This window comes from Arsenophonus sp. ENCA, from assembly GCF_002287155.1.
In the GTDB taxonomy this organism is placed as follows: Bacteria; Pseudomonadota; Gammaproteobacteria; order Enterobacterales; family Enterobacteriaceae; genus Arsenophonus; species Arsenophonus nilaparvatae.
Genome location: NZ_NHNG01000298.1, coordinates 1 through 24,085 on the forward strand (window position 1 = coordinate 1; position 24,085 = coordinate 24,085).

General features: G+C 38.9%; 21 protein-coding genes and 2 pseudogenes. 4 read left to right on the forward strand and 19 right to left on the reverse strand.

Annotated elements, in window-relative coordinates:
* Positions 1-183, forward strand: a 183-nt coding sequence (locus CBG25_RS07965; protein WP_366212660.1) for a transposase family protein, incomplete at its 5' end; no start/stop codon positions are given.
* Between the two features lie 208 nt (positions 184-391).
* Positions 392-657 (forward strand): annotated as a pseudogene (gene rof, locus CBG25_RS07970) (Rho-binding antiterminator).
* Between the two features lie 34 nt (positions 658-691).
* Here the strand turns inward: rof and tilS are convergent.
* From tilS to rpsB, 18 genes are all read right to left on the reverse strand, one after another.
* Positions 692-2,035: a tRNA lysidine(34) synthetase TilS gene (gene tilS / locus CBG25_RS07975; RefSeq protein WP_290605884.1), complete on the reverse strand. Its 1,344-nt coding sequence runs from the start codon at positions 2,033-2,035 to the stop codon at positions 692-694.
* Between the two features lie 235 nt (positions 2,036-2,270).
* Positions 2,271-3,230, reverse strand: a complete 960-nt coding sequence (gene accA / locus CBG25_RS07980) for an acetyl-CoA carboxylase carboxyl transferase subunit alpha (RefSeq protein WP_290605885.1) — start codon at positions 3,228-3,230, stop codon at positions 2,271-2,273.
* A gap of 11 nt (positions 3,231-3,241) precedes the next feature.
* Positions 3,242-6,724, reverse strand: coding sequence for a DNA polymerase III subunit alpha (gene dnaE, locus CBG25_RS07985; protein ID WP_290605886.1), 3,483 nt, complete (start codon positions 6,722-6,724; stop codon positions 3,242-3,244).
* Between the two features lie 4 nt (positions 6,725-6,728).
* Entirely contained in the window at positions 6,729-7,331 is a 603-nt protein-coding gene (gene rnhB, locus CBG25_RS07990; protein ID WP_290605887.1) for a ribonuclease HII, read from the reverse strand.
* Positions 7,328-8,500 (reverse strand): lipid-A-disaccharide synthase, encoded by a 1,173-nt coding sequence (gene lpxB / locus CBG25_RS07995; RefSeq protein ID WP_290605889.1) that lies wholly within the window; start codon positions 8,498-8,500, stop codon positions 7,328-7,330. The genes rnhB and lpxB overlap by 4 nt, the downstream gene beginning before the upstream one ends.
* A 25-nt stretch (positions 8,501-8,525) precedes the next feature.
* Positions 8,526-9,323: an acyl-ACP--UDP-N-acetylglucosamine O-acyltransferase gene (gene lpxA / locus CBG25_RS08000; RefSeq protein ID WP_290605891.1), complete on the reverse strand. Its 798-nt coding sequence runs from the start codon at positions 9,321-9,323 to the stop codon at positions 8,526-8,528.
* Positions 9,324-9,337: 14 nt separating this feature from the next.
* Positions 9,338-9,790, reverse strand: a complete 453-nt coding sequence (gene fabZ / locus CBG25_RS08005) for a 3-hydroxyacyl-ACP dehydratase FabZ (protein ID WP_290605893.1) — start codon at positions 9,788-9,790, stop codon at positions 9,338-9,340.
* 113 nt (positions 9,791-9,903) lie between these two features.
* Positions 9,904-10,932 carry a UDP-3-O-(3-hydroxymyristoyl)glucosamine N-acyltransferase gene (gene lpxD / locus CBG25_RS08010; protein WP_290605895.1) on the reverse strand — a complete coding sequence of 343 codons (1,029 nt, stop codon included), beginning with the start codon at positions 10,930-10,932 and terminating at the stop codon, positions 9,904-9,906.
* A 3-nt stretch (positions 10,933-10,935) separates the two neighbouring features.
* Entirely contained in the window at positions 10,936-11,427 is a 492-nt protein-coding gene (locus tag CBG25_RS08015) for an OmpH family outer membrane protein (RefSeq protein WP_290605897.1), read from the reverse strand.
* A gap of 60 nt (positions 11,428-11,487) precedes the next feature.
* A complete protein-coding gene (gene bamA / locus CBG25_RS08020; protein WP_290605899.1) occupies positions 11,488-13,890 on the reverse strand; it encodes an outer membrane protein assembly factor BamA in 2,403 nt (800 codons plus the stop codon).
* Positions 13,891-13,923: 33 nt separating this feature from the next.
* Positions 13,924-15,279, reverse strand: coding sequence for a sigma E protease regulator RseP (gene rseP, locus CBG25_RS08025; protein ID WP_290605915.1), 1,356 nt, complete (start codon positions 15,277-15,279; stop codon positions 13,924-13,926).
* A gap of 12 nt (positions 15,280-15,291) precedes the next feature.
* Positions 15,292-16,146: a phosphatidate cytidylyltransferase gene (gene cdsA, locus CBG25_RS08030; protein ID WP_290605901.1), complete on the reverse strand. Its 855-nt coding sequence runs from the start codon at positions 16,144-16,146 to the stop codon at positions 15,292-15,294.
* Positions 16,147-16,155: 9 nt separating this feature from the next.
* Positions 16,156-16,911, reverse strand: a complete 756-nt coding sequence (uppS, locus tag CBG25_RS08035) for a polyprenyl diphosphate synthase (RefSeq protein ID WP_290605903.1) — start codon at positions 16,909-16,911, stop codon at positions 16,156-16,158.
* A 220-nt stretch (positions 16,912-17,131) separates the two neighbouring features.
* Positions 17,132-18,334, reverse strand: coding sequence for a 1-deoxy-D-xylulose-5-phosphate reductoisomerase (ispC, locus tag CBG25_RS08040; protein WP_290605904.1), 1,203 nt, complete (start codon positions 18,332-18,334; stop codon positions 17,132-17,134).
* A gap of 145 nt (positions 18,335-18,479) precedes the next feature.
* Positions 18,480-19,037 (reverse strand): ribosome recycling factor, encoded by a 558-nt coding sequence (gene frr / locus CBG25_RS08045; protein WP_290605906.1) that lies wholly within the window; start codon positions 19,035-19,037, stop codon positions 18,480-18,482.
* Between the two features lie 117 nt (positions 19,038-19,154).
* Entirely contained in the window at positions 19,155-19,883 is a 729-nt protein-coding gene (gene pyrH, locus CBG25_RS08050) for a UMP kinase (RefSeq protein WP_290605908.1), read from the reverse strand.
* Between the two features lie 290 nt (positions 19,884-20,173).
* Positions 20,174-21,025, reverse strand: coding sequence for a translation elongation factor Ts (gene tsf, locus CBG25_RS08055; RefSeq protein ID WP_290605909.1), 852 nt, complete (start codon positions 21,023-21,025; stop codon positions 20,174-20,176).
* A 154-nt stretch (positions 21,026-21,179) separates the two neighbouring features.
* Positions 21,180-21,905 carry a 30S ribosomal protein S2 gene (gene rpsB, locus CBG25_RS08060; protein ID WP_290605911.1) on the reverse strand — a complete coding sequence of 242 codons (726 nt, stop codon included), beginning with the start codon at positions 21,903-21,905 and terminating at the stop codon, positions 21,180-21,182.
* A gap of 605 nt (positions 21,906-22,510) precedes the next feature.
* Here rpsB and map point away from each other — a divergent pair.
* Complete coding sequence (gene map, locus CBG25_RS08065) at positions 22,511-23,308, forward strand: type I methionyl aminopeptidase (protein WP_032115720.1); 798 nt, start codon at positions 22,511-22,513, stop codon at positions 23,306-23,308.
* Positions 23,309-23,444: 136 nt separating this feature from the next.
* Entirely contained in the window at positions 23,445-23,891 is a 447-nt protein-coding gene (locus CBG25_RS08070; protein WP_290605913.1) for a DUF294 nucleotidyltransferase-like domain-containing protein, read from the forward strand.
* On the opposite strand, the pseudogene CBG25_RS08075 reads toward CBG25_RS08070, so the two are convergent.
* Positions 23,874-24,085, reverse strand: a pseudogene (locus CBG25_RS08075) (hypothetical protein); the annotation flags it as partial. The gene CBG25_RS08070 and the pseudogene CBG25_RS08075 sit on opposite strands and share 18 nt — an antisense overlap.

The window sequence follows — 24,085 nt, forward strand, 5'->3', positions numbered from 1 at the left end:
CCTGAACAAAAACAAGAAAATAAAATAATCTCGGGCATCCGTATTACAGTTGAACACGCCATCGCGGGTATCAAGCGCCTCGGTTGCATGACCCAAATTTTACGGAATCGTAGACCCTTTATTGATGATACCTTCTTACTCCTTAGCGCAGGTCTTTGGAATTTCCATCTCAGAACAGCGTAAAATTTACTTCAATCACCGAAACACCCTTATTTCACTATTAAGCAACACGCTTAATGTTATTGGGTGATCTGCATGCATGGTAATATGCAACTCGTGTTCGGTTGAAAAAAAGTATGGTGCTATTATGCGCTTTAAGCAGTAAATGCTTATAATTACAAATATTCAAAGGCGGCAAATAACCGCCACTTAACAATAGTGGTGAGGGATTATGTCTAAAGATACTGAATACAAACCAATTAACTGTGATGACTATGATTATTTAGAACTCGCTTGTCAGCATAGTCTTCAGTTAACCATAAAACTGGATAATGGTGAGATTATTGAAGGCAAAGCAGTTGATTTGCTGTTAAAAAAACAGGTTGAATATCTGGTTGTTGATGTTGCTAGTGAAAAAAACAACTGCGATTAGATCACATTGTTAGTTTTAGTCATCCGGAAATTGGCGACATCGTTATTGATCATTCTGGTTCATAAAAGAAATCTTGATTACTCTTGCACACTAATACCCTTACTTGAAAAGTAAGGGTTTTTTATCTGTTATCCATTTTACTTTCAATTCAGACTGGCCTTGAATAGATTGCCCTGATTGAGTAATAAATACACCAACTGCCGCAATAAGTTCATCATTATAATAAATTAAAGGCGTTCTTTCCCTTAACCAAGGCGCTACACCTAACTCCTGCCAAAGCTTTTTACTCCGTCTGGCGTGCTGACGACCAATAATTTTAATATTTCCTTTTAATCCAAATCGAATAGTAACCTGCTCATTTGGTAACGGCGCCCGGAATCCAGTTCCCTTATCTGTGACTATTAGCGTACCTAAGCTATCAGGCAATTTAACCGCGGCAGGCAGCTGCCACGCTAAACAAATTTTAGTGAGATCGTTAAATTGTGGCAGCAAACAAAGCTGTTGTTTAAAACGCCGAATAACATTGTTGTTAGCTAATATAAATTGCGGCTCTGCATCTGGACGCGCACAGATGACGTCTTGCCAAATTTGTTTTAATTGAACACGAGAAGGCATCAAAATTCGATGTAAACTCAACCAACGACGTAATATTGCGTTACGTTTCATTTCAGAATAATTTGCTAAAGTATAAAGCTGCAAGGCTCCTTCTGCCGTTACTAGCTGAGATAAATAATCTTGTAGTAACTCATTGAGTAAAGCTTCTTGTTCTGCACACAAACTGGCGCTTCTGGCCACTGCTTGTGAAAAATGCGGCCAACGCCGGTTAAAATGCGGCATTATAGCTAAACGTAAAAAATTACGATCATAACGCTGATCTTGATTACTATCATCTTCTATCCAAGAAAGCGATTTTTTTTCAGCATAAACAACCAATTGCTGACGGCTGAATGATAATAGTGGTCTAATTAAATAGGTATCAGCAAACGGAATAGAAATTGGCATCGCAGATAAACCTGCTGGCCCACTGCCCCGTTTTAATGCTAATAAAAAAGTTTCTGCTTGATCATCTAAATGTTGGGCAGTAACAATAATTTCTTCAGGTAATAGTATTTCACGAAACGCTTGATATCGTGCATCCCGCGCCGCTGCTTCTATCCCTTTTTTAGTTGGGTCGATATAAACATGCTGTGAAGAAAACTCTACCTGCCAGTCAAAACAAACTTTCTGGCAATGAATAGCCCAATCATCAGCTTTATCATTAAGTCCATGATGAATATAAACCGCACGGATATTAAGATTTAGCACTGTAGTTTGACGTAATGACACTAAGGCATGTAATAAAACTGTTGAATCTAGTCCACCACTGAAGCCTACCAATATTCGGCGTGTTGAGCCGATGGTTTTTATAATTTGGTTCAGTAATGCAGCCTCATCAACATTCATAATTATTCTAACTACCTCTGTCGTAATTATTTATTGCTCTATTTTCTACTTATTATATTACTAGTATTAATATAATTTATTGTATTAAGTAAAATTTATTTAAAAAATAAATTGAGGGATAAATTTTTTAATCATGATATCTGATGATGATCAAAGATGAAAAAATTTTCAACATTAAAAAATGGAAATAACCATTGATAGTTATTTCCATTTTTATACCTTAGCTAGCGTAAAATTAGCAATAACCACATTCCATTAAACGTTGATAACGGCGGTTTCTCAACTTTTCAGGACTAAATACATCTATATCACTCAAATCATTTAAAATACGCTGTTTAAGATTATGCGCAATTTGTTCATAATTACGATGTGCGCCACCCAACGGCTCTTCAACAATATTATCAATCAGATTAAGTGATTTTAAACGTGAAGCAGTGATCCCCATCGCTTCTGCAGCTAATGGGGCTTTATCCGCACTTTTCCAAAGAATAGAAGCACAACCCTCGGGTGAAATGACAGAATAAGTACTGTACTGTAGCATATTGACTTTATCACCAACGCCAATCGCTAATGCCCCTCCAGAGCCGCCCTCACCAATTACCATACAGATAATAGGAACAGAGAGCCGGGACATTTCACGTAAATTACGGGCAATCGCTTCGGACTGACCGCGCTCTTCCGCTCCAACTCCTGGATAAGCTCCCGGTGTATCGATAAAAGTAATAATCGGTAACTTAAAACGTTCAGCAATTTCCATTAATCGTAAAGCCTTACGGTATCCTTCTGGTGCTGGCATGCCAAAATTACGCCGAATTTTTTCTTTTGTTTCACGTCCTTTCTGATGACCAATAATCATTACTGGACGCGCATCCAATCGAGCCAATCCACCAACAATGGCTTTATCATCAGCATAAGCACGATCACCCGCTAGCTCTTGGAAATGCGTGAATATACGTCCAGCATAATCCAGAGTGTAAGGTCGCATCGGGTGACGAGCAAGTTGTGCTATTTGCCAAGCACCTAAGTCAGAAAAAATTTTGCGTGTTAACTCTAAACTCTTTTCGCGAAGTCTAGCGACCTCTTCATCTAGGTCAATATCTAGCTTGGTATCCTGACGATTTACTGCCGTTAACGAGTCTATTTTTGCTTCCAACTCCGCAATCGGCTGTTCAAAATCCAGAAAATTAAGGCTCATAATATTCCTATTTAGTCAAATTCTAATTCTACCTGCTGATTACCTAGCAGAGTTCGCAGCTCAGTCAAAAGATTATCGGTCGGAGTAACCCGCCAAGTGACGCCTAATTTTAATTTAGCGCGAGCGTCTTTCTTTTGATAATAAAGATGAACCGGTATTGTTCCTGAACGATAAGGTTCCAATGTGCTACGAAGACGGTTTAATAATTGGTCATCAATTTGTCTATCTGTCAATGAAATAGCAATACCTCTGGCATATTTCTCACGAGCTTCACTAAGATCCATCAGTCCACGAACAGACATTTTATTACCACCATTGAAATCATCAAAGCTGACCTGACCTGTGGCAATTAATATTTTATCTTTCTCAAGTAGATGCTGATACTTTTCTAACGCATCTGAAAATAACATTATATCCAAGCGTCCAGAGCGATCATCCAAAGTACATATACCTATTCTGTTGCCACGTTTAGTGGTTACTACTTTAGCAGTCAGCGCTAAACCAACCACCGTTGACATCTGTCCTCGAGGCGTTGGATTCACATCCTTTAATCTTAATCCACTAGTATAACGTTCAATTTCAGACAAATACGCGGTAATAGGATGTCCCGTTAAATAGAGACCCAATGTTTCGCGTTCACCTTCTAATATAAGCTGTTCGGGCCATTTAGCTAAACTAGCATAAGATTGTTCAACCTGCTCAGGCGCTTCAGCTAATACGCCAAACATATCAGTTTGTCCAATTGCTTCAGCTTTAGCGTGTTGATCTGCCGCTTTTAAGGCATCTTCTAATGAAGACATTAATGCAGCACGATGCGGACCTAAATGATCAAAAGCACCGGACATAATCAATTTTTCCATCACGCGACGATTAAGCTTTTTAGTATCAACCCGTGCACAAAGATCAAAAATTTCTTTAAAATAACCACCTTTTTGACGTGATTCAATAATAGCTTCTATTGGGCCTTCACCAACACCTTTTATGGCGCCAATGCCATAAACAATTTCACCGCTATCATTGACATGAAAATGATATAATCCACTGTTGATATCCGGTGGCAATACTTTCAACTCCATACGCCAACATTCATCAACTAAACCAACCACTTTCTCGGTATTATCCATATCCGCTGTCATCACTGCTGCCATAAACTCAGCCGGATAATGTGTTTTTAACCAAAGGGTCTGGTATGAAACTAAGGCATAAGCAGCAGAATGTGATTTATTAAATCCGTAACCGGCAAATTTTTCTACCAGGTCAAAGATTTTCATGCCTAACTCACCGTCAATACCATTTTTAACCGCCCCTGCCTCAAAAACTGAGCGCTGTTGTGCCATTTCTTCAGGCTTTTTCTTACCCATCGCCCGACGGAGCATATCTGCTCCCCCTAGCGTATAACCAGCAAGCACCTGAGCAATCTGCATAACTTGTTCTTGATAAAGAATGATACCGTAGGTAGGCTCTAAAACCGGTTGTAATGATTCATGCTGCCATTCAACATCAGGGTAAGAGATGGCTTCTCGTCCATGCTTACGATCAATAAAATTATCCACCATCCCTGACTGTAATGGGCCGGGACGAAAAAGTGCAACCAGAGCAATCATATCTTCAAAGCAATCAGGGCGTAATCGCTTAATCAAATCTTTCATACCCCGAGATTCTAGTTGGAATACCGCTGTCGTTTCGGCCCGTTGCAATAGTTCAAAACATTTTTGATCATCGAGAGGGATGGTCGCGATATCGATGGGCGCTAAATTTTGTTTTGCCCGACGTTGATTAATCATATCTAACGCCCAACTAATAATTGTCAAAGTCCTTAGACCAAGAAAATCAAATTTTACCAGCCCGGCGTATTCAACATCATTTTTATCAAATTGGGTAAGCGGATTTTGCCCTTCAGGATCACAATAAAGGGGGGCAAAATCTGTTATTTTGGTCGGCGCAATGACTACTCCACCCGCATGTTTACCCGCATTACGTGTCACACCTTCAAGTTTGCGCGCCATGTCTATTAATGCTTTAACTTCTTCATCAGCATCATAAATTTCTTGCAATTGTGGTTCTACAACGAATGCTTTTTCAAGCGTCATACCGGGATCCGGCGGAACTAATTTGGCGATACGATCAACAAATCCATACGGATGCCCCAGTACCCGACCAACATCTCGAATAACCGCTTTTGCGGCCATGGTACCAAAAGTAATAATTTGTGAAACAGCATCACGACCATACATTTGCGCCACATGTTCAATGACCTGATCGCGTTTTTCCATACAAAAATCAACATCAAAGTCAGGCATGGAAACACGCTCAGGATTAAGAAAACGCTCAAATAGCAAATCAAATTGAATCGGATCCAAATCCGTAATTTTTAATGCATAAGCGACTAATGAGCCTGCGCCTGATCCTCGTCCCGGGCCTACCGGAATAGCGTTATCTTTTGACCATTGAATAAATTCCATTACGATCAGAAAATAACCAGGAAATCCCATCTGATTAATCACTCGTAACTCGATATCTAAACGTTGATCATATTCAACCCGTCGCTTAGCTCTCTCCTTCTCGTCGGGATAAAGAAATTGTAAACGCTCTTCTAACCCGGCTTTTGCACATTTGATCAGGAAATCTTCCGTTACCATATCGCCGGTCGGGAATTGCGGCAAAAAATATTCGCCTAAACGCATCATTACATTACAGCGCTTAGCAATTTCGACACTATTTTCCAATGCCTCAGGAATGTCGGCAAATAACTCAACCATTTCCTGTTCACTGCGTAGATATTGCTGAGGACTATAATTTTTTGGTCTTTTCGGATCAGCGAGTGTAAAACCATCATGGATCGCGACCCGTATTTCATGGGCAGCAAAATCATCGCTATTAATAAAGCGTACATTATTCGTGGCAACGACTGGCACACCTTTTTGTGCAGCCAATTGGACTGCGGCATGCAAATAACTCTCTTCATCAGGCCGTCCAGTTCTAGCAATTTCTAGATAATAGTTATCTGGGAAATGGGTTTGATAAAAATCCAAACATTGTTCAACTAGTTGCTGATTTCCGCGCAACAGAAATTTACCCACATCTCCCATGCAGCCACCAGAGAGTAATAATAGTCCCTCTTTATGGGTTACTAGCCAGTCTCGTTTGATAGTTGGTCCGATCGTGCCATAGCCTTTTTGATAGGCAGCGGAAATAAGCAGGGTTAGATTATGGTAACCTTTATTATCTCTGGCCAGGATAGTCAAATGGGCAACTTCATCGCCGAGTAATTCACTCTCTAGATAAAAATCTGCACCAATAATTGGCTTAACTCCGGCAGAATGTGCCGCACCATAAAATTTTATTAAACCATAAAGATTGGTAAAATCGGTTATTGCCAATGCAGGCATACCTAATTCTGCCACTCGATTAACGAGTGGATTAATTTTTGCTAATCCATCAATAATGGAATAGTCACTATGTACGCGTAAGTGTATAAAACGTGGTTCGGCCATTTTCTTAGCTATACTCTTTGCAACTCAGTACTCGGCGAACAGGCGCAAAACTTTTGCGATGAAACTGTGTTGCACCATGCTGAGCCAGTTTTTCTAAATGAAATGCCGTTGGGTAGCCTTTATGTTGAGCAAAACCATATTCTGGATAAAGGATATCTAACTCGCGCATTTCCCTATCTCGGGTCACTTTCGCTAATATTGACGCGGCACTAATTTCCTGCACCAAACTATCACCTTTAATAATTGCCTGAGAAGGTACAGCAAAGCCTGGGCTCTTATTGCCATCGACCAAAACAAAATCAGGCATAGTGGTAAGTGCCGCCACTGCCCTGCGCATGGCTAAAAAAGTTGCCTGCAATATGTTGATTTTATCAATCTCTTCAGGCTCTGCACGCCCAATGCTCCAACACAATGCTTTGTTTTGAATTTCAATATAAAGTGCGTTACGCCGCTTTTCAGTTAATTTTTTTGAATCCGCCAATCCTATTATTGGCTGTTTGGGATCTAAAATCACGGCTGCTGTCACTACTGCTCCAACTAAAGGTCCTCGACCAACCTCATCAACACCCGCAATAAATTTTGCTTTAGGATAAATAAAATTATTCATTTTATACTTAGCTCCAAGACAGCCTCTGCCGCTTGTTGATCAGCATGACAACGGATACTTTCATGTAGTTGCAAGAAGGTTTGTTTTAGCTGCTCAACCTTTTTTTCGTCGATTAGTAAAGACTTAAGTGAGCCAGCTAATTGTTCAGGTTGACAATCTTGCTGAATATATTCTTTAACCAATTCTTCGCCAGCCAATAAATTAGGCAATGAAATAAAAGGGGTTTTAACCAAACGTTTAGCCAGCCAATAAGTCACTGATTTCATTCGATATCCAACTACTATCGGACATTTTGCTAACATACATTCTAATGAAGCTGTTCCCGAAGCCAATAAAGTTACATCAGCTGCGATCATAGCTATCCGCGCTTGGCCATCTAAAATTTTCAGTGGTAAGGTTGGCGAAATCTCATGATAAATCGCTTCAAACTGCTGCCGGCGCTGTTGATTGACGATAGGAACTAAGATTTGCAAATGAGGAAAGTCTTTTAGCAAAATTTGGGCTGCGTGCAAAAAGTCTGCACTTAACATTTCAACTTCGGCCCGACGGCTACCCGGCAAAATGGCCAAACATTTAGCATGATGGGCTATATTTAGTTGTGCTCTGGCAGCCTGTTTATCAGGCTGTAGCGGTATGATGTCAGCCATCGTATGGCCGATAAAACGGCAGGGAATGTTGTAACGGTCATAAAACCTTTTTTCGAAGGGTAACAAAGCAAGCACCAGGTCGGTCGCCTCCCCTATCTTGAAAACACGATCTTGTCTCCACGCCCAAACAGAAGGACTGACGTAATGAATGGTTTTGAACCCTGTTTGCTTTAATTTTTGCTCAAGAGTAATATTAAAGTCAGGCGCATCTATGCCAACAAATACATCAGGTCGCAATTTAGCGAAACGTTTAGTTAGGTCAGCTCGAATTTTTAATAATCGCGCTAGTCGACCCAAAACTTCAACAATCCCCATTACAGCAAGCTCTTCCATTTCATACCAGGCTTCACAGCCCTCAGCTTGCATTAATGGACCTGCGACACCGACAAAACGCGCATTAGGGACTTGCTGTTTTAGCGCACGAATAAGACCGGCACCAAGTATGTCGCCTGATGTTTCTCCTGCAACGAGACCAATAGTCAAAGGTCGTTGTTGAATTGCAACTTGATGACTATCCGCCAAAGATTTCTCCTATTCAGGTTGTTTGTTAACGAATAATCCCGCGGTTAGATTGTGGTGAATTCTCTAAAAAATCACTCAGTATTTTTACCTGTTGATTCTTTTCACCTAGAACGACCAATTCTTGTCTGGCCTCATCTAGCGTTTTGCCACATCGGTAAAGGATTTTATACGCATTCCTAATCGCATGTAGTGATTCTTTATCAAAGCCACGACGTTTTAAACCTTCAATATTCACACCATAAGGAGTCGCATGATTACCTTGCGCAATGACATAAGGCGGAACATCTTGGGCAACACCAGAGCAGCCACCAACCATAACATGAGCACCAATTTGGCAAAATTGATGCACCGCACTCATACCACCAATGATGGCATAATCATCTAGTTTAACATGTCCACCAAGCGTACCGTTATTAGCAATTATACAATAATTGCCTAGCAAACAATCATGGGCTATATGGGTATTTACCATCAATAGATTATCATGACCTATTTTGGTTAAACCTCCGCCTTGTAGGGTCCCACGGTGAATGGTACAACTCTCCCTAATGCGATTGCGATCACCAATCTCAACTCGAGTTGGCTCTCCTTGGTATTTTAGATCCTGATTAATTTCACCTATCGTGACAAACTGAAATATCTGGTTATTACAACCAATTTTGGTATTGCCATTGATAACCACATGAGATTTCAGTGTGGTATCTGCACCAATTTCAACCTGAGAACCAATATAGCAAAACGGGCCTATGTGGACATTTGCACCGATAATCGCGCCCTCTTCAATAATAGAAGAGGGATGAATAATCGCTGTTTTATTAATCATATCAGCCCTCATTTTTACGCTTCTTGGCTGCGAGCACACATCATTGTCGCTTCACAAACAACTTTTTCATCCACTTTTGCAATACCTTTAAAACGCGTCAAACCACGCTTAGTTTTAACAAACGTTACCTCAAAAATCATCTGATCACCAGGTTGCACCGGATGTTTAAATCTTGCTTCGTCAATACCACCAAAATAATAAAGTTCGCCAGGCTCTAATTTTCCCACACTCTTGAAGGCTAGAATACCAGCCGCCTGAGCCATTGCCTCAAGAATTAATACCCCCGGAAATATTGGTTTACCCGGAAAATGACCTTGAAAGAAAGGTTCATTAAAAGAGACATTTTTTACTGCTCGTAAAAATTTACCTTCTTCAAAATCCAATACACGATCAACTAACAAAAAAGGATAGCGATGGGGTAACAAACCTAAAATTTCTTCTATATCCAGAGTATGTTTATCACTCATAGAAAAGACTCTTCTTGTTTAAATTTAAAAAATTATATATTAATAATGCGGCCTGCTTTAACCCTCAATAAGGTAATCTGCAGGCCGCAATTAACAAATCTACACAGCAGTATTTAGTTATCTTTACTAAATACCTTACGTTCTAGTGCCTTCATACGCTTAGCCATTTCATTAATATTCATGACTAAAGCGGCTGTTTTTCGCCAAACCTTATTTGGCTGTAATGGGATGCCAGAAGAGTATATTCCCGGCTCACTAATTGGACGCATTACCATTCCCATTCCGGTTATAGTAACTTTATCACAAATTTCCATATGTCCATTAATCACGCTGGCACCACCAATCATACAATATTGGCCTATTTTCAGGCTACCGGCCATAATAACACCACCGGCAATAGCACTATGATCACCGATAATCACATTGTGAGCAATCTGACATTGGTTATCAATGATAACCCCATTACCAATTATTGTATTCTCTAGTGCACCTCGGTCAATGGTGGTACAAGCACCAATTTCAACATTATTTCCAATAATAACTGTACCTAATTGAGGTATTTTTATCCATTGGCCTTTTTCATTTGCATAGCCAAAACCATCTGAACCAATAACTGTTCCAGATTGGATAAGACACTGTTCACCTATCTCGACACTATGATAGACAGAAACATTTGCCCATAAACGCGTAGACTGACCGATCTTGGCATTTTTACCAATAAAGCAACCTGCGCCAATAATAACCTGATTACCTAATGTCGCCCCTGACTCAATAACGGCATTAGCGCCAATGGCAACATCTTCGCCGAGCTCAACATCTTTCGCAATAACCGCTGAAGGATGGATATTTTGTGCAGGTTTTGGCGTGGTATCTAAAATTTGAGCTAATCGAGCATAGGCAAGATAAGGATCTTTAACCACTAATGCGGCTATTTTACTCTCGGCTAGATCCTCTTGCTTTAATACCACAGCAGCAGCTTTACATTTTGCCAATTGCGTTAGGTAACGGCTATCCGATAAAAAAGTAATTTGCCCTTCCTTCGCTAAATGCATAGGCGCAATAGCGGTAATGGTAATATTACCATCACCATGTAGCTGCGCGTCCAATTGCTGGGCTAAATCAGCTAATCGAATAGAAACCATCTATTATTTAACCTTCTTAATAACCAGATCGGTAATATTTTTCAGGCTAGAACTATTTTCCGGATAGAGAACCGCATTTACGTCAACAACCACGTCGTAACGCTCTTTCTCTGCAACCGCTTTAGTTGCCGTCTTTATTGTTTGCAATATTTTATTGCGCTCTTCTTGCTGACGACGTTGGTTATCTTGTTCAAATTGCTGTGCTTTTTGAAGAAAATCTTTCCGCTTAGCCTCAAACGCTTGAAGATCTTTTTCATTAGGCTTAGCGGCGCTTTTTTGCAATTTTTCTGCCCGAGCCTGTAAATCTTTTTCCATATTTTGCAACTCACTAGCGCGTCCTTTGAACTCTTTTTCAAGTTGCTTAGTTACCGCTTTACTAGTTGCTATGTTCTGAAAAACTTCACCGACGTTAATAACGGCAACTTTCTCTGCATAAGCACTGGCAGATACAGATAAAATCAAACCTAAACCTGCTGCACACAACAATTTTTTCACACTAAACTCCTTATCTCTTATGATCTGACCACAAGCGAATCAATGAATTGAATTGACGTTTTACCACGTCCTACCAATATTAAACTGAAACTCTTCAGATTTGTCACCTTCATAATCTTTTATTGGTTTGGCATAAGAAAAGACCAGCGGACCAAGTGGTGACATCCATTGTAATGCAATCCCTGTCGAAACTCGAATATTGAATGCCTTACCATAGTCAGGCATTCCTGCTCTCCAGTCTGCGCGGGTGTTACTCCAATTCGAATCCCAAACAGTACCCGCATCAATAAAGAAAGAAGTTCTGATCGAATTAGCATACTTTTCATCAATAAACGGGGTTGGCGTAATTAACTCTAATGACGCTGTCGCCATTGCATTTCCGCCAACAGCATCCGTTGAGGGACTACCGGATTTTGGACTTACTACACCATTTTTTTCTTCAAGATAAATTGCTTTAGGGCCGATATTATTGGAACGAAAACCACGTACCGTACCGGCACCACCAGCATAAAAGTTTTCATAAAATGGTAATTCTTTTCCACCAAAACCATTACCATAACCTAACTGTGCCCGGCCTAATAATACCCATTTGTTATCCTCATCAATGGGATAATATTGCGATGTATCAAACCGAATCTTATAGTATTGATTATTAGAACCGGGAATGGTGATTTTACTATTTAATGAAGTTTTATTGCCCGCTGTCGGGAAGAAACCACGATCTAGGTTATTATAAGTCCAGCCTAAATTAAGGGTAAAATCATTAGCATTATAGCGCGCTTTATCATCAATATTGGGATTTTCGCCCATACTTTGTAAATAACGCCACATTCCGACTTGAGCTTTCATATCAGACAGGGAGTTATGAACAAAACCTGCCCCAATTCGAAACGCATTATTTTCATTAAAAGGAAAACTCAAGGTACTATCAACACCATAAGTTTTATTATTATAGCGTGAAAGATCGGCATCCTTGGCACTAAAATCATTATAGAATAATCGGCCACCCAAGCTGACACCATTAACGGTAAAATAAGGATCGGTTAATGATAATTCCGCATAAGTCGAATAATCATTCTTGCTTGCACTAATTCCAACAGCATTACCAGTACCAAGCCAGTTTTCTTGTTGAACACCGACTTGGAAACTGATACCACTTTCAGTACCAAAACCAATGCCGAAGTTCATCGAGCCGGTATTACGTTCTTTAACTTTATAGACCACATCAACTTGATCAGGTGTACCAGGTACACGTTGCGTTTCAACGTCAACAGTTTCGAAAAAACCGGTCCGATTTAATCGTTCTTTGCCTAGGTTAACCAAATCATTGCCTAACCAAGCGCCTTCCATCTGACGCATCTCACGACGTAAAACAGAATCTTTACTAACATCATTGCCGACAAAACGGATTTGGCGAACATAAAAACGGCTACCAGCATCAACATTCACATGCAGTTTAACAGTTTTATCTTCATCATTGATTTCAGGTTGGGTAATAACACGGGGATAAGCATAACCATAACGACCCAGGAGATCCTTAATTTTGCTCTCCATATTAGTAACTTCAGTACCATTATAAAGCGAAGAAGGTTTGATGGTGATTAATTGGTTGATTTCATCATAATGGCCAGCAGTTTCGCCATTTAATTCAACGCCGGATATGGTATATTTATCGCCTTCTGTCACATTGATAGTAACATAAATACCTTTCTTATCAGGTGTCAGACTAACATTAGTTGAGTCGATATTAAATTTGGCATAACCTCGGTCGAGATAAAAACTGCGTAGGGTTTCTAAATCACCTGCCAATTTTTGTTTCTGATATTTTTGATCAGCAATAAAATTCCACCAGGGTACATCATCACGTAATTGAAAACGGTTTACCAATTCACACGTGGTAAATGCTTTATTACCGACGATATTAATCTGTTGGATCTTAGCTGAAACGCCTTCAGAAAAGATTAATTTTAAGTCAACACGATTACGCGGTAGCGGTGTGACTACCGCTTTAACTGTCGCATTATACTTACCAACACTGTAATAAAAATCTTCCAGACCCTTTTCGATATTCGCCAGTTTTGTGCGATCAAGGGCTTCACCAACGCGAATATTGGAAGCCTCAAGATTTTGCTTTAATAAATCGTCTTTAACCGACTTATTACCAGAGAATGTAATGCTTGCAATAGTTGGCCGCTCTTTTACTTGAACTATAAGCGTATTTCCATCACGCAAAACTCTAACATCTTCGAAATTACCCGTTGAAAATAGCGCTCGAATAGTACGACCTATATCGTCATTATTAATCGTATCTCCTACCCGAACAGGCATATTCAATAGTGCTGCACCAACGGCGACGCGTTGAAGACCTTCAAAATGAATATCTTGAACTACAAACCCGTCTGAACCGTATGCAGTGGCGCTGCCAAATAGCAGCGATGCTATGAGCAACTTTTTCATCGCCATTGTTGTTATGAGTATTCCTAACTAGTCTCTCTCTTAAAGACGAGAGAAATCATTGAAAAGTGCAAGCCCCATTAATAATATCAATGCAATAGCACCAATACGATAGCTGAAGTCTTGTACACGCTCAGACACTGGCTTTCCTTTAATCTTTTCGATTAACAAGAAGAGTAAGTGCCCACCATCTAATACAGGCAAAGGAAACAGGTTAATGATCCCTAAATTGACACTAATTAATGCAATAAACATCAGATAATACACTAACCCAGACTCAGCGGAAATGCCGGCCCCTTTTGCAATAGAAACAGGCCCACTAAGATTATTGAGTTTAATATCACCAGTGACCAATTTGCCTATCATGCTAACTGTCAACTTCATCAACTGCCAAGTTTTATCCGTTGCCTGGTACAACGCATAAAACGGACCATATTGCTGAGTGATTTTATACTCATCTGCAAGTGGTATTACTGATAATTCAAGCCCGGCAAATCCAATTTGCCGCCCTTTAGCTATCGTTTTTACTTCTGGTGTTAACGTTAATTGCTGCTGTTCACCTTGTCTTTCGATCGTCAATAACAATGGAATATTAGGACTTTGCCGAACAAAATAGGTGAATGGATGCCAAACATCTATTATCTGATCACCCACTTTTACAATTCTATCTCCTAATTGTAAACCTGATAATGCTGCCGCTGAACCAGGTTGAATATTACGCACAATGGGATCTTGCCTGGCACTAACTGGCATAATTCCCAAAGATAAAACCGGATCCTGAGTTTCTGGATCAAAATGCCATTCCCGCAAATCAATCACTTTTTTTATCGGCGTTGAATTTCCAATAGGTAAAACCTTCATGCTTAATTCTTCATCACCAATTTTACTAATCAAGGCGAGACGAACTGCGTTCCAGTCAGGGGTTTCGATACCATCTATTGATTTTAGTTCCATACCTGGTGAAATATTTGCTTGCTCAGCAATCGAGTTTGACTGAATATCTTCAATGACTGGGCGCACGGAAGGGATACCAATAATGAAAACTAACCAATAAACAAATATTGCCAATAAAAAATTGGCTATTGGCCCTGCACTAATCACTGCAGCACGTTGTCCTACTGTTTTATTATTAAAAGCAAAATGGCGACGCTCTGGTGCTACAGCGGCTAATCGCTCATCTAGCATTTTAACATAGCCACCTAACGGGATCAGGGCGATAACAAATTCTGTACCATGACGATCGACTTTACGCCATAAGGCTTTGCCAAAACCAATGGAGAAACGCTCGACATAAATACCACAGCGCCTAGCCACCCAGAAATGGCCAAATTCATGTACGATAATTAGCACACCTAATGCAATAATAAATGCCGCTAAACTCCAAACAAATCCCATGATATACCTTAAAAACTAAAAAAATAACAATGTCAACCCTGCAAAAACAGGTATAGCAGCGGTCAAACCATCGATTCTATCTAATACGCCACCATGTCCTGGAATTAAATGACTACTATCTTTGATGCCAGCCTGACGTTTAAACATACTTTCCGTTAAATCACCAAAAACAGAAATAATTACAACAATAACAGAACAAAATAGTAAATTCTTGGATATTAATAAAACAGGAACAAATAAACTAAATAGCCAGGCTATAATACCTGCTGTCAGCATTCCACCGAGCATACCTTCCAAGGTTTTACCAGGAGAAACCTTCGCCGCCAATTTATGCTTACCAAATAAAGGTCCAAAAAAATAAGCGCCACTATCTGCACTCCAAACTAATAGCATGACATAAAGCACCCACCAAGCACCGATAAAATTGTCAATATGATAATCGACGCTTTTTAATACCAACATGCCACAGTAAAAAGGTAAAATGGTTAAAACACCAAACAAAATTTTTAATATTACTGACTGAGACCAGAATCGAGCAGAAGTAGGAAAAGTGACAACCAATATTATCGCAACTAACCACCAAACTAACCCAGCTGATAAAATATAAATAATCAAAGGCTCTGTTGTTAATTGGCTGAGATCCTGAAATGACAATTGTAAACCCAATAAACAAATACCAAATAAAAGAGCAGATATAATTCGTTTAATCTGCACTGTCCAGCCAATAAATTGGCTCCATTCCCAAGCAGCTAACGAGCAAATAACAATGATAACATAACCAAACAAGTTAGGAGGTAAGAAAAAAAGTGCCGCGATAACTAATGGAATAAGTATGATAGCTGTTATGATACGAGCATTTAAGTTTAGCAAAAGAGTCCCCTATTCTTCATTGATATCATCAGGCTCAGTGTTACCAAAACGTCGTTCACGCTGATTAAAAGCCACAATTGCACTTTTGAAAGCTTCCTCATCAAAATCCGGCCAGAGCACATCGGTAAAATAAAATTCAGCATAAGCAATCTGCCATAAAAGAAAATTACTGATGCGATATTCTCTCCCAGTTCTAATAACTAAATCAACGGTTGGTTGATCATGTAGACTAATAAATTCATTTACCGTATCTTCGTTAATATTTTCTGGTAATAATGAGCCCGCCTTAATTTTTTCTGCAATAAGTCCCATTGCATGGGTAATATCCCAACGACCACCATAATTAGCGGCAATATTGAGTTGTAGTCCGGTATTATTTGCGGTTAAGTCAACCGCGTGTTTGATACGATTTTGTAATTTAGTTTTAAATCGGCTGATATCGCCAATAATCGTTAATTTAACATTATGAATATTTAAATTTTTAACTTCATCATCCAGAAACCAAGTAAAAAGTTCCATCAGAGCAATAACCTCAGTTTGTGGTCGATTCCAATTTTCACTACTAAACGCATAGAGCGTTAAAGACTGAATCTCATTTTCAACAGCAAATTTAACCGCTTTTTGTACCGCTTCTGTTCCTGCTCGATGCCCTTTAATTCTTAACTTTCCATGTTGCTTCGCCCAGCGTCCATTACCATCCATAATAATAGCAACATGCCTCGGAATTCGTTGCTGTGAGCCATCATTATCATACATAAGTTTCATGCCAAAAAAGTTCCTTTACTATAAGCTAACCTAACTATTGCGCTTAATTATTTTGGATAATAAAAATAAAATTACTTAAGATGAATCGAAAAATTTCCATATTTACTAATAAGTTAATAGTTAGCTCTTTATTCATTTTTGATATCCTTAACCCATTATAATTTTATAAAAATTTAATCTGAAATAAATATAGAAACATTTGAGCAGTTAAAATTCTTTATTAATAGGATATTGCTAATGTTTCAATATAATTAATTGCCATTTGACGCGCTTCACTATCAATCGCTAACACTGCATCAATGCTATCAGGTTCGGCCAAAATTAACCTTTCTACTGTATCCAAATTAACTTGCGCAATATCAGTAAATCGAAGCTTTCCGGCCAAAAATGCAGCAACAGAAACTTCATTCGCAGCATTTAAAATTGTGGTTGCTGCTTGCCCATGATGACAAGCATCAATCGCTAATTTCAAACAGGGGTAACGTTGGTAATCTGGAGCAATAAAAGTTAATGAAGATAATTGTTTAAAATCAAGTGTCGCTGCACCTGAAGGGATACGATCTGGATAAGCCATACTATAGGAAATCGGTGTTCTCATATCAGGAGTACCTAATTGAGCGATCACACTTCCATCCTGATAGCGTACCATGGAATGAATAACAGATTGTGGATGAATAATAACTTCAATTTGTTCGGCTGAAGCATTAAAAAAATACCGCGCTTCAATATACTCAAGCCCTTTATTCATCATCGTTGCCGAATCAACCGAGATCTTACGCCCCATAGACCAATTAGGGTGATTGCAAGCCTCATTAGGCGTCATGTTCTTAAGAGAAGCGAGCGGAATTTCACGAAAAGGACCACCCGAGCCAGTTAATACTATGCGCGTTATTCCATGTTGTTCAAGATTAGCAAAACCTAAATTACGCTGAATTTCAGTCGGTAAACTTTGAAATATCGCATTATGTTCACTATCAATAGGCAGGACTTGAGCACCATATTTTTTAATTGCATCGAAAAACAGTTGCCCACTAGTAATTAATGACTCTTTATTGGCTAATAAAATACGCTTACCTTGACGAATCGCAGCTAATGTTGGCATTAATCCAGCAATTCCAGTAATTGCGGACATCACTTGATCAACATTATCAAGCGCCGCTAGTTCACAAACTCCCTTTTTGCCTGCTATGACTTCAGTTTTACATCCGTGTTTATTTAGTATGCTTCTTAGATTATTGGCTGATTTTTCGTCTGACATAGCAGCATATTGTGGCTGAAATTCTAAACATTGCTGAGCCATAGTAGCCACATTTTTATGTGCAACTAATGCGATAATTTCAAATTTCGCTGGATTTTTTTTGACTACTGATAGTGTCGTTTTACCAATTGAACCCGTCGAGCCTAAAATTGTCAGACGTATCATTGTGATATATATGCTCTACTATTTAATTAAAAAGAATTATTCTTAACTCAGCCATATAGCATAACATAAAATGGAGCAATAAATTTAAAGATATAATAAAGCCATACTTACTTTTATATAGCTTATGGCTTTATTATAAAAATGTTTAAAATTCCATCAATTCTTTTTCTTTTTGTTCCAAAGCTTCATCAACTTTTTTAATAAAATTATCGGTCAACTTCTGGATTTCATCTTGTGCTCGACGTTCATCATCCTCACTAATTTCTTTATCTTTTAGTAATGCCTTGATTTTATCATTCGCATCACGTCGTGCATTACGAACAGATACACGTCCCTGCTCAGCATCATTACGGACAACTTTAATCAAATCCTTACGTCGCTCTTCCGTCAACGGTGGTAAAGGCACCCGTATTATGGTTCCTGCTGAAGAAGGATTAAGACCCTGATCTGATGCCATAATAGCCTTTTCCACTGCTGGTGCTAACGTACGATCAAACACAGTAATGGCGAGTGTACGTGAATCCTCAGCGGTAATATTCGCTAACTGACGTAACGGCGTTGCAGCACCATAATATTCAACCATGATACCATCCAATAAACTTGGCGATGCACGGCCGGTACGAACTTTATTAATTTGACTTTTCAATGCTTCGACGCTTTTTTCCATACGCTCTTGAGCATCTTTTTTGATTTCATTAATCACATTTAAACCCTTAGCAACTGGTTATAAATATTAGGCTATAACCGATAACCCAATTCAATTATTTTAACGATGCTGATAATATCATACCGCCAAAAATCATCCGTGTCTTTCAGGAGATTAATCACACGAGATTAACGTGCCTTCATTTTCACCCATCACAATTCGACGTAACGCACCGGGTTTATTCATGTTAAAAACGCGAATAGGTAAATTATGATCACGAGCCAGCGTAAATGCTGCCAAATCCATCACTTTTAATTCGCGTTCTAATACGTCCTGATACGTTAATTTATTATAAAAAACCGCATCTGAACTCTTCGATGGATCAGCAGAATAGACGCCATCAACTTTGGTTGCTTTTAAAACAACATCCGCCTCAATTTCTATCCCTCGTAAACAAGCCGCTGAATCTGTTGTAAAGAAAGGGTTGCCCGTTCCGGCCGAGAAAATAACAACTTTGCCATTACGAAGCAAACTAATCGCCTCAGCCCAACTATAATTGTCACACACACCATTTAATGGTATTGCAGACATGAGTCTGGCATTAACATATGCGCGATGTAAAGCATCACGCATGGCTAATCCATTCATTACTGTCGCTAGCATTCCCATATGATCACCAACTACACGATTCATCCCAGCATCAGCTAGCCCTGCACCACGAAATAAGTTGCCACCACCAATAACGACACCAACTTGTATCGCTAACTCTACCAGTTCCTTAATTTCTTGTGCCATACGATCTAAAACGCTCGCATCAATACCAAAACCTTCTGAACCTTGTAGACCTTCGCCACTAAGCTTAAGCAAGATACGTTGATATACTGGTTTTGCATTAGTTGCCATGGAGTTTCGTCCTGAGCAGATAAATTATTGAAGGTTTAAAATTCTTAGTTCAAAGTCTGAATGTAAAATACTTGATTAATTACTTTTCTTCATTACTTTAGAAAAAGATAATTTAGTCTAAATACTAACCCTAATCCGTTGAATTAAGCATATGCTGAATTAAATAATTTAGTGGCATATTTACACATAAATTATCATTGATAATGTATTATCAGACAGATAAAAATAAATTATCGATATTAGATAAAACAGAACCGCCTACTGGCGGCTCTATTTAACAATTGGTATCATTATTTACTCATTGCCGCGACTTCAGCAGCAAAATCAGTTTCTACTTTTTCGATACCTTCACCAACTTCAAAACGGATAAAGTTAGTCACTGTTGCATTTTTCTCTTTTAGCAACGTACCAACTGTTTTACTTGGATCCATAACAAATTGTTGGCCAGTTAAAGAGATCTCACCGGTAAATTTATTCATGCGGCCAGTTACCATTTTTTCCGCAATTTCACGAGGTTTACCAGATTGCATTGCTATATCTAATTGAATTTGATGCTCATGAGCGACAACATCGGCTGGTACATCTGATGGTGTAACATATTCGGGTTTGCTCGCCGCAATATGCATAGCAATATGTTTAATAAGCTCATCATCCGCACCGTTTGCAGACACAAGAACACCAATGCGAGCACCATGTAAATAACAGCCGATTTTTTCACCTTCTAGGATCTCGACTCGGCGAATATTAATATTTTCACCAATCTTGGCAACGATTGCTGTACGTTGTTCTTCAAATTTTGCCTTTAATTCTTCAATATTTGACAATTTATTTGCCACAACGAATTTTAGTACTTCATTACCAAATGCTACAAAACTCGCGTCCTTAGCCACAAAATCCGTTTCACAATTCAACTCAAGCAATGCACCAAATTTGCCATCAGCAGAAATTTCCGCCATTACTACACCTTCGGCAGCCACTCGACCGGCTTTCTTAGCCGCTTTTGCTTGACCTGATTTACGCATATTATCGATAGCTAATTCAATATTTCCATCAGCTTCAACCAATGCTTTTTTACATTCCATCATACCTGCACCAGTACGTTCGCGCAGTTCTTTTACCAAAGCAGCGGTAATTCCAGACATGTGATTTATTCCTCAATCAATCTGATGGGAAATCATCCCATGCAGACAATTCTCATTCTGATAAGTAAAAAGGAGCCAATTAGGCCCCTATAACCAATATATTGTAATACCTGGTCCATAAGGGCTCTTCTATACTAACGAAGAGCTGGCCTTATTATTCAGTCTCTATCAAGTTTTCTTCTGCTTTAATCGCCTGATCTTTAGAACAACCTTCATGGACAGCTTTCGCAACTGCACCCAGATACAGTTTAACTGCACGGATCGCATCATCATTACCAGGGATGATATAATCAACACCATCTGGATCAGAGTTAGTATCAACAACCGCAAATACAGGGATACCTAAGTTGTTTGCTTCTTTTATAGCAATATGCTCATGTTCCGCATCAACAACAAATAAAGCGTCAGGCAAACCGCCCATCTCTTTAATACCACCCAAACTATTTTCTAACTTGCTAAGCTCACGGGTACGCATCAACGCTTCTTTTTTGGTCAACTTATCAAAAGTACCATCCTGAGATTGTGCTTCTAAATCTTTCAGGCGCTTAATAGACTGACGAACGGTTTTCCAGTTAGTCAGCATACCACCTAACCAGCGGTGGTTAACAAAATACTGATCACAACTATTAGCCGCTTCTTTTATCGATTCGCTTGCTGCGCGCTTAGTGCCAACAAACAGAATTTTGCCTTTTCGTGAAGCAATTTTAGTCAATTCAGCTAATGCTTCATTGAACATTGGAACAGTTTTTTCCAAATTAATGATATGCACTTTGTTGCGCGCACCAAAGATGTAAGTTTTCATCTTTGGATTCCAGTAACGAGTTTGGTGACCAAAGTGAACGCCCGCCTGGAGCATATCGCGCATGGAAACAGTTGCCATTTAAACCTCTATAATTTAGTAAATTGGGGTTATGCCTCCACAGATCCCATTCCCCGACTCATTAGCTGTAGATTTTCCTACATAAGAGCACCCCGGAAAATGTGCCGATCTGTGTGTGTTATAACACAGTTAAGTCTATGTTAGAGCTAATCTATGTTTTTCTATTATAAAATACATAGAATGCCGGCGCGCTTTATATCATAAGATAACCAAAAACACCAGCTATAGTTATATTTTTCTACGCTTAAGTCATTTAGCTGAATTAAAAAAATAACACCGACAATTAGTATTGCTTATTCAAAAATAAATAATATTCATTTCTGAATAAAATTTACTTTAACAATATTTTATTATGTGCTATTGCTAATATATTAATTTTTATGATTTTTTTACAGTTTACTAGTGATAATTTAATTTAAAATAACCAAACATTACTTTTTGGCTATTTTCATATTTTAAAAAAATTGATATGTTAAGTCGTTAGTTGGCATAACTGCGCTTCGCTGCTAACATAACCGTCAACATACAGTATTTATATTTAATCAACATAATTGGCTGATAAGTGCATTTTTACTCACTTAAATCAGCATAAATAGGCAGAATTCATGGCTATCTCAATTAAAACGGAAGAAGATATTCAGAAAATGCGTATCGCCGGACATTTGGCGGCAGAAGTGTTAGAAATTATTGAACCTTACATAAAACCGGGCATTTCCACCGGTGAACTTGATCGCATCTGTCACTCACATATCGTCGAAAAACAGCAAGCTATCCCAGCCTGTTTAAATTATCATGGCTTTCCTAAATCTATCTGTACATCCGTTAATGATGTTATTTGTCATGGTATTCCGAGTGATGAAAAAATCTTAAAAGAAGGTGATATCATTAATATTGATGTCACCGTTATTAAAAATGGCTTCCATGGCGATACCTCCAAAATGTTTATTGTGGGCAAACCAACCATTCAAGGCGAACGGTTGTGTAAGGTAACACAGGAAAGCCTTTATCTTGCTTTAAAAATGGTCAAACCTGGTATTCGTTTACGGACGATAGGTCAGGCAATTCAGCAATTTGTTCAACAGCATCATTTTTCTGTCGTGCGCGAATATTGCGGCCATGGTATTGGTCGAGTTTTTCATGAAGAACCTCAAGTATTACATTACGATGCTGATGACGGTGGTGTGATACTGCAAAAAGGCATGACCTTTACTATCGAACCAATGGTAAATACCGGCGATCATCGTATTAGAACAATGAAAGATGGCTGGACAGTAAAAACAAAAGATCGAGGTTGGTCGGCACAATATGAACATACTTTAGCTGTCACCGACGATGGGTGTGAAATTTTTACCTTACGGAAAGAAGAAGAACCATTTATTTCGGCTATATTAGTGAATAGATAATTTTCAGATTGGCCTCCATAATTTTGGAGGCTTTTACCTTAATGCTATTGTTTTACTGCTTTTTATTGTCTATTCATACCATTTACTAGTGATCGCATAATCAGATCTCCTCCAGCAATTTCGCGGTTATAATACCATGATGAAAAGTAATCAGCCTGTCCCTCTCATCCTTGCACTTGATAAATTATCTCAAGAGGATTTTACTTTACCTTTACTAAAACAACAGGTAGAGCGCTTGCAAAAATGGTTAGAACAATCTTTCAAGGAGGGAGTTACCGCCGCTGAACTTATTGCCGTCCGTAGCAATTATTTTGATAAGTTGCTCCAGCGTCTTTGGCAAATTAATCGTTTCGAGCTAATTCCCCAATTATCATTAATTGCCGTGGGTGGTTATGGCCGACAAGAATTACATCCACTTTCAGATATAGATTTATTAATTTTAAGTCAACATCCTTTAGCTACCGCTATCAGCACCAAGATTGGTCAATTTATTACTCTACTATGGGACTTAGGTTTTCAAGTTGGCCATAGTGTGTGCACATTAGAACACGAGTTTCGCACAAAACTAATTTGGGTACGCTAATAAAACACGGATGTGCTCAGCAATAGCATTTTTGATTACGTCCCAATTTTGTTGATAAAGGGTTATTTTTTCAGATATACGACGTTTATGTTGTTCAAACCACGCAGAAATAGCGAGAAAAATATGATTTCTTTGCGCTCGGCTCGTGCGAGCCTGACAGCGTTCAATACCACAATTTTGTTTAACTTCTCGAT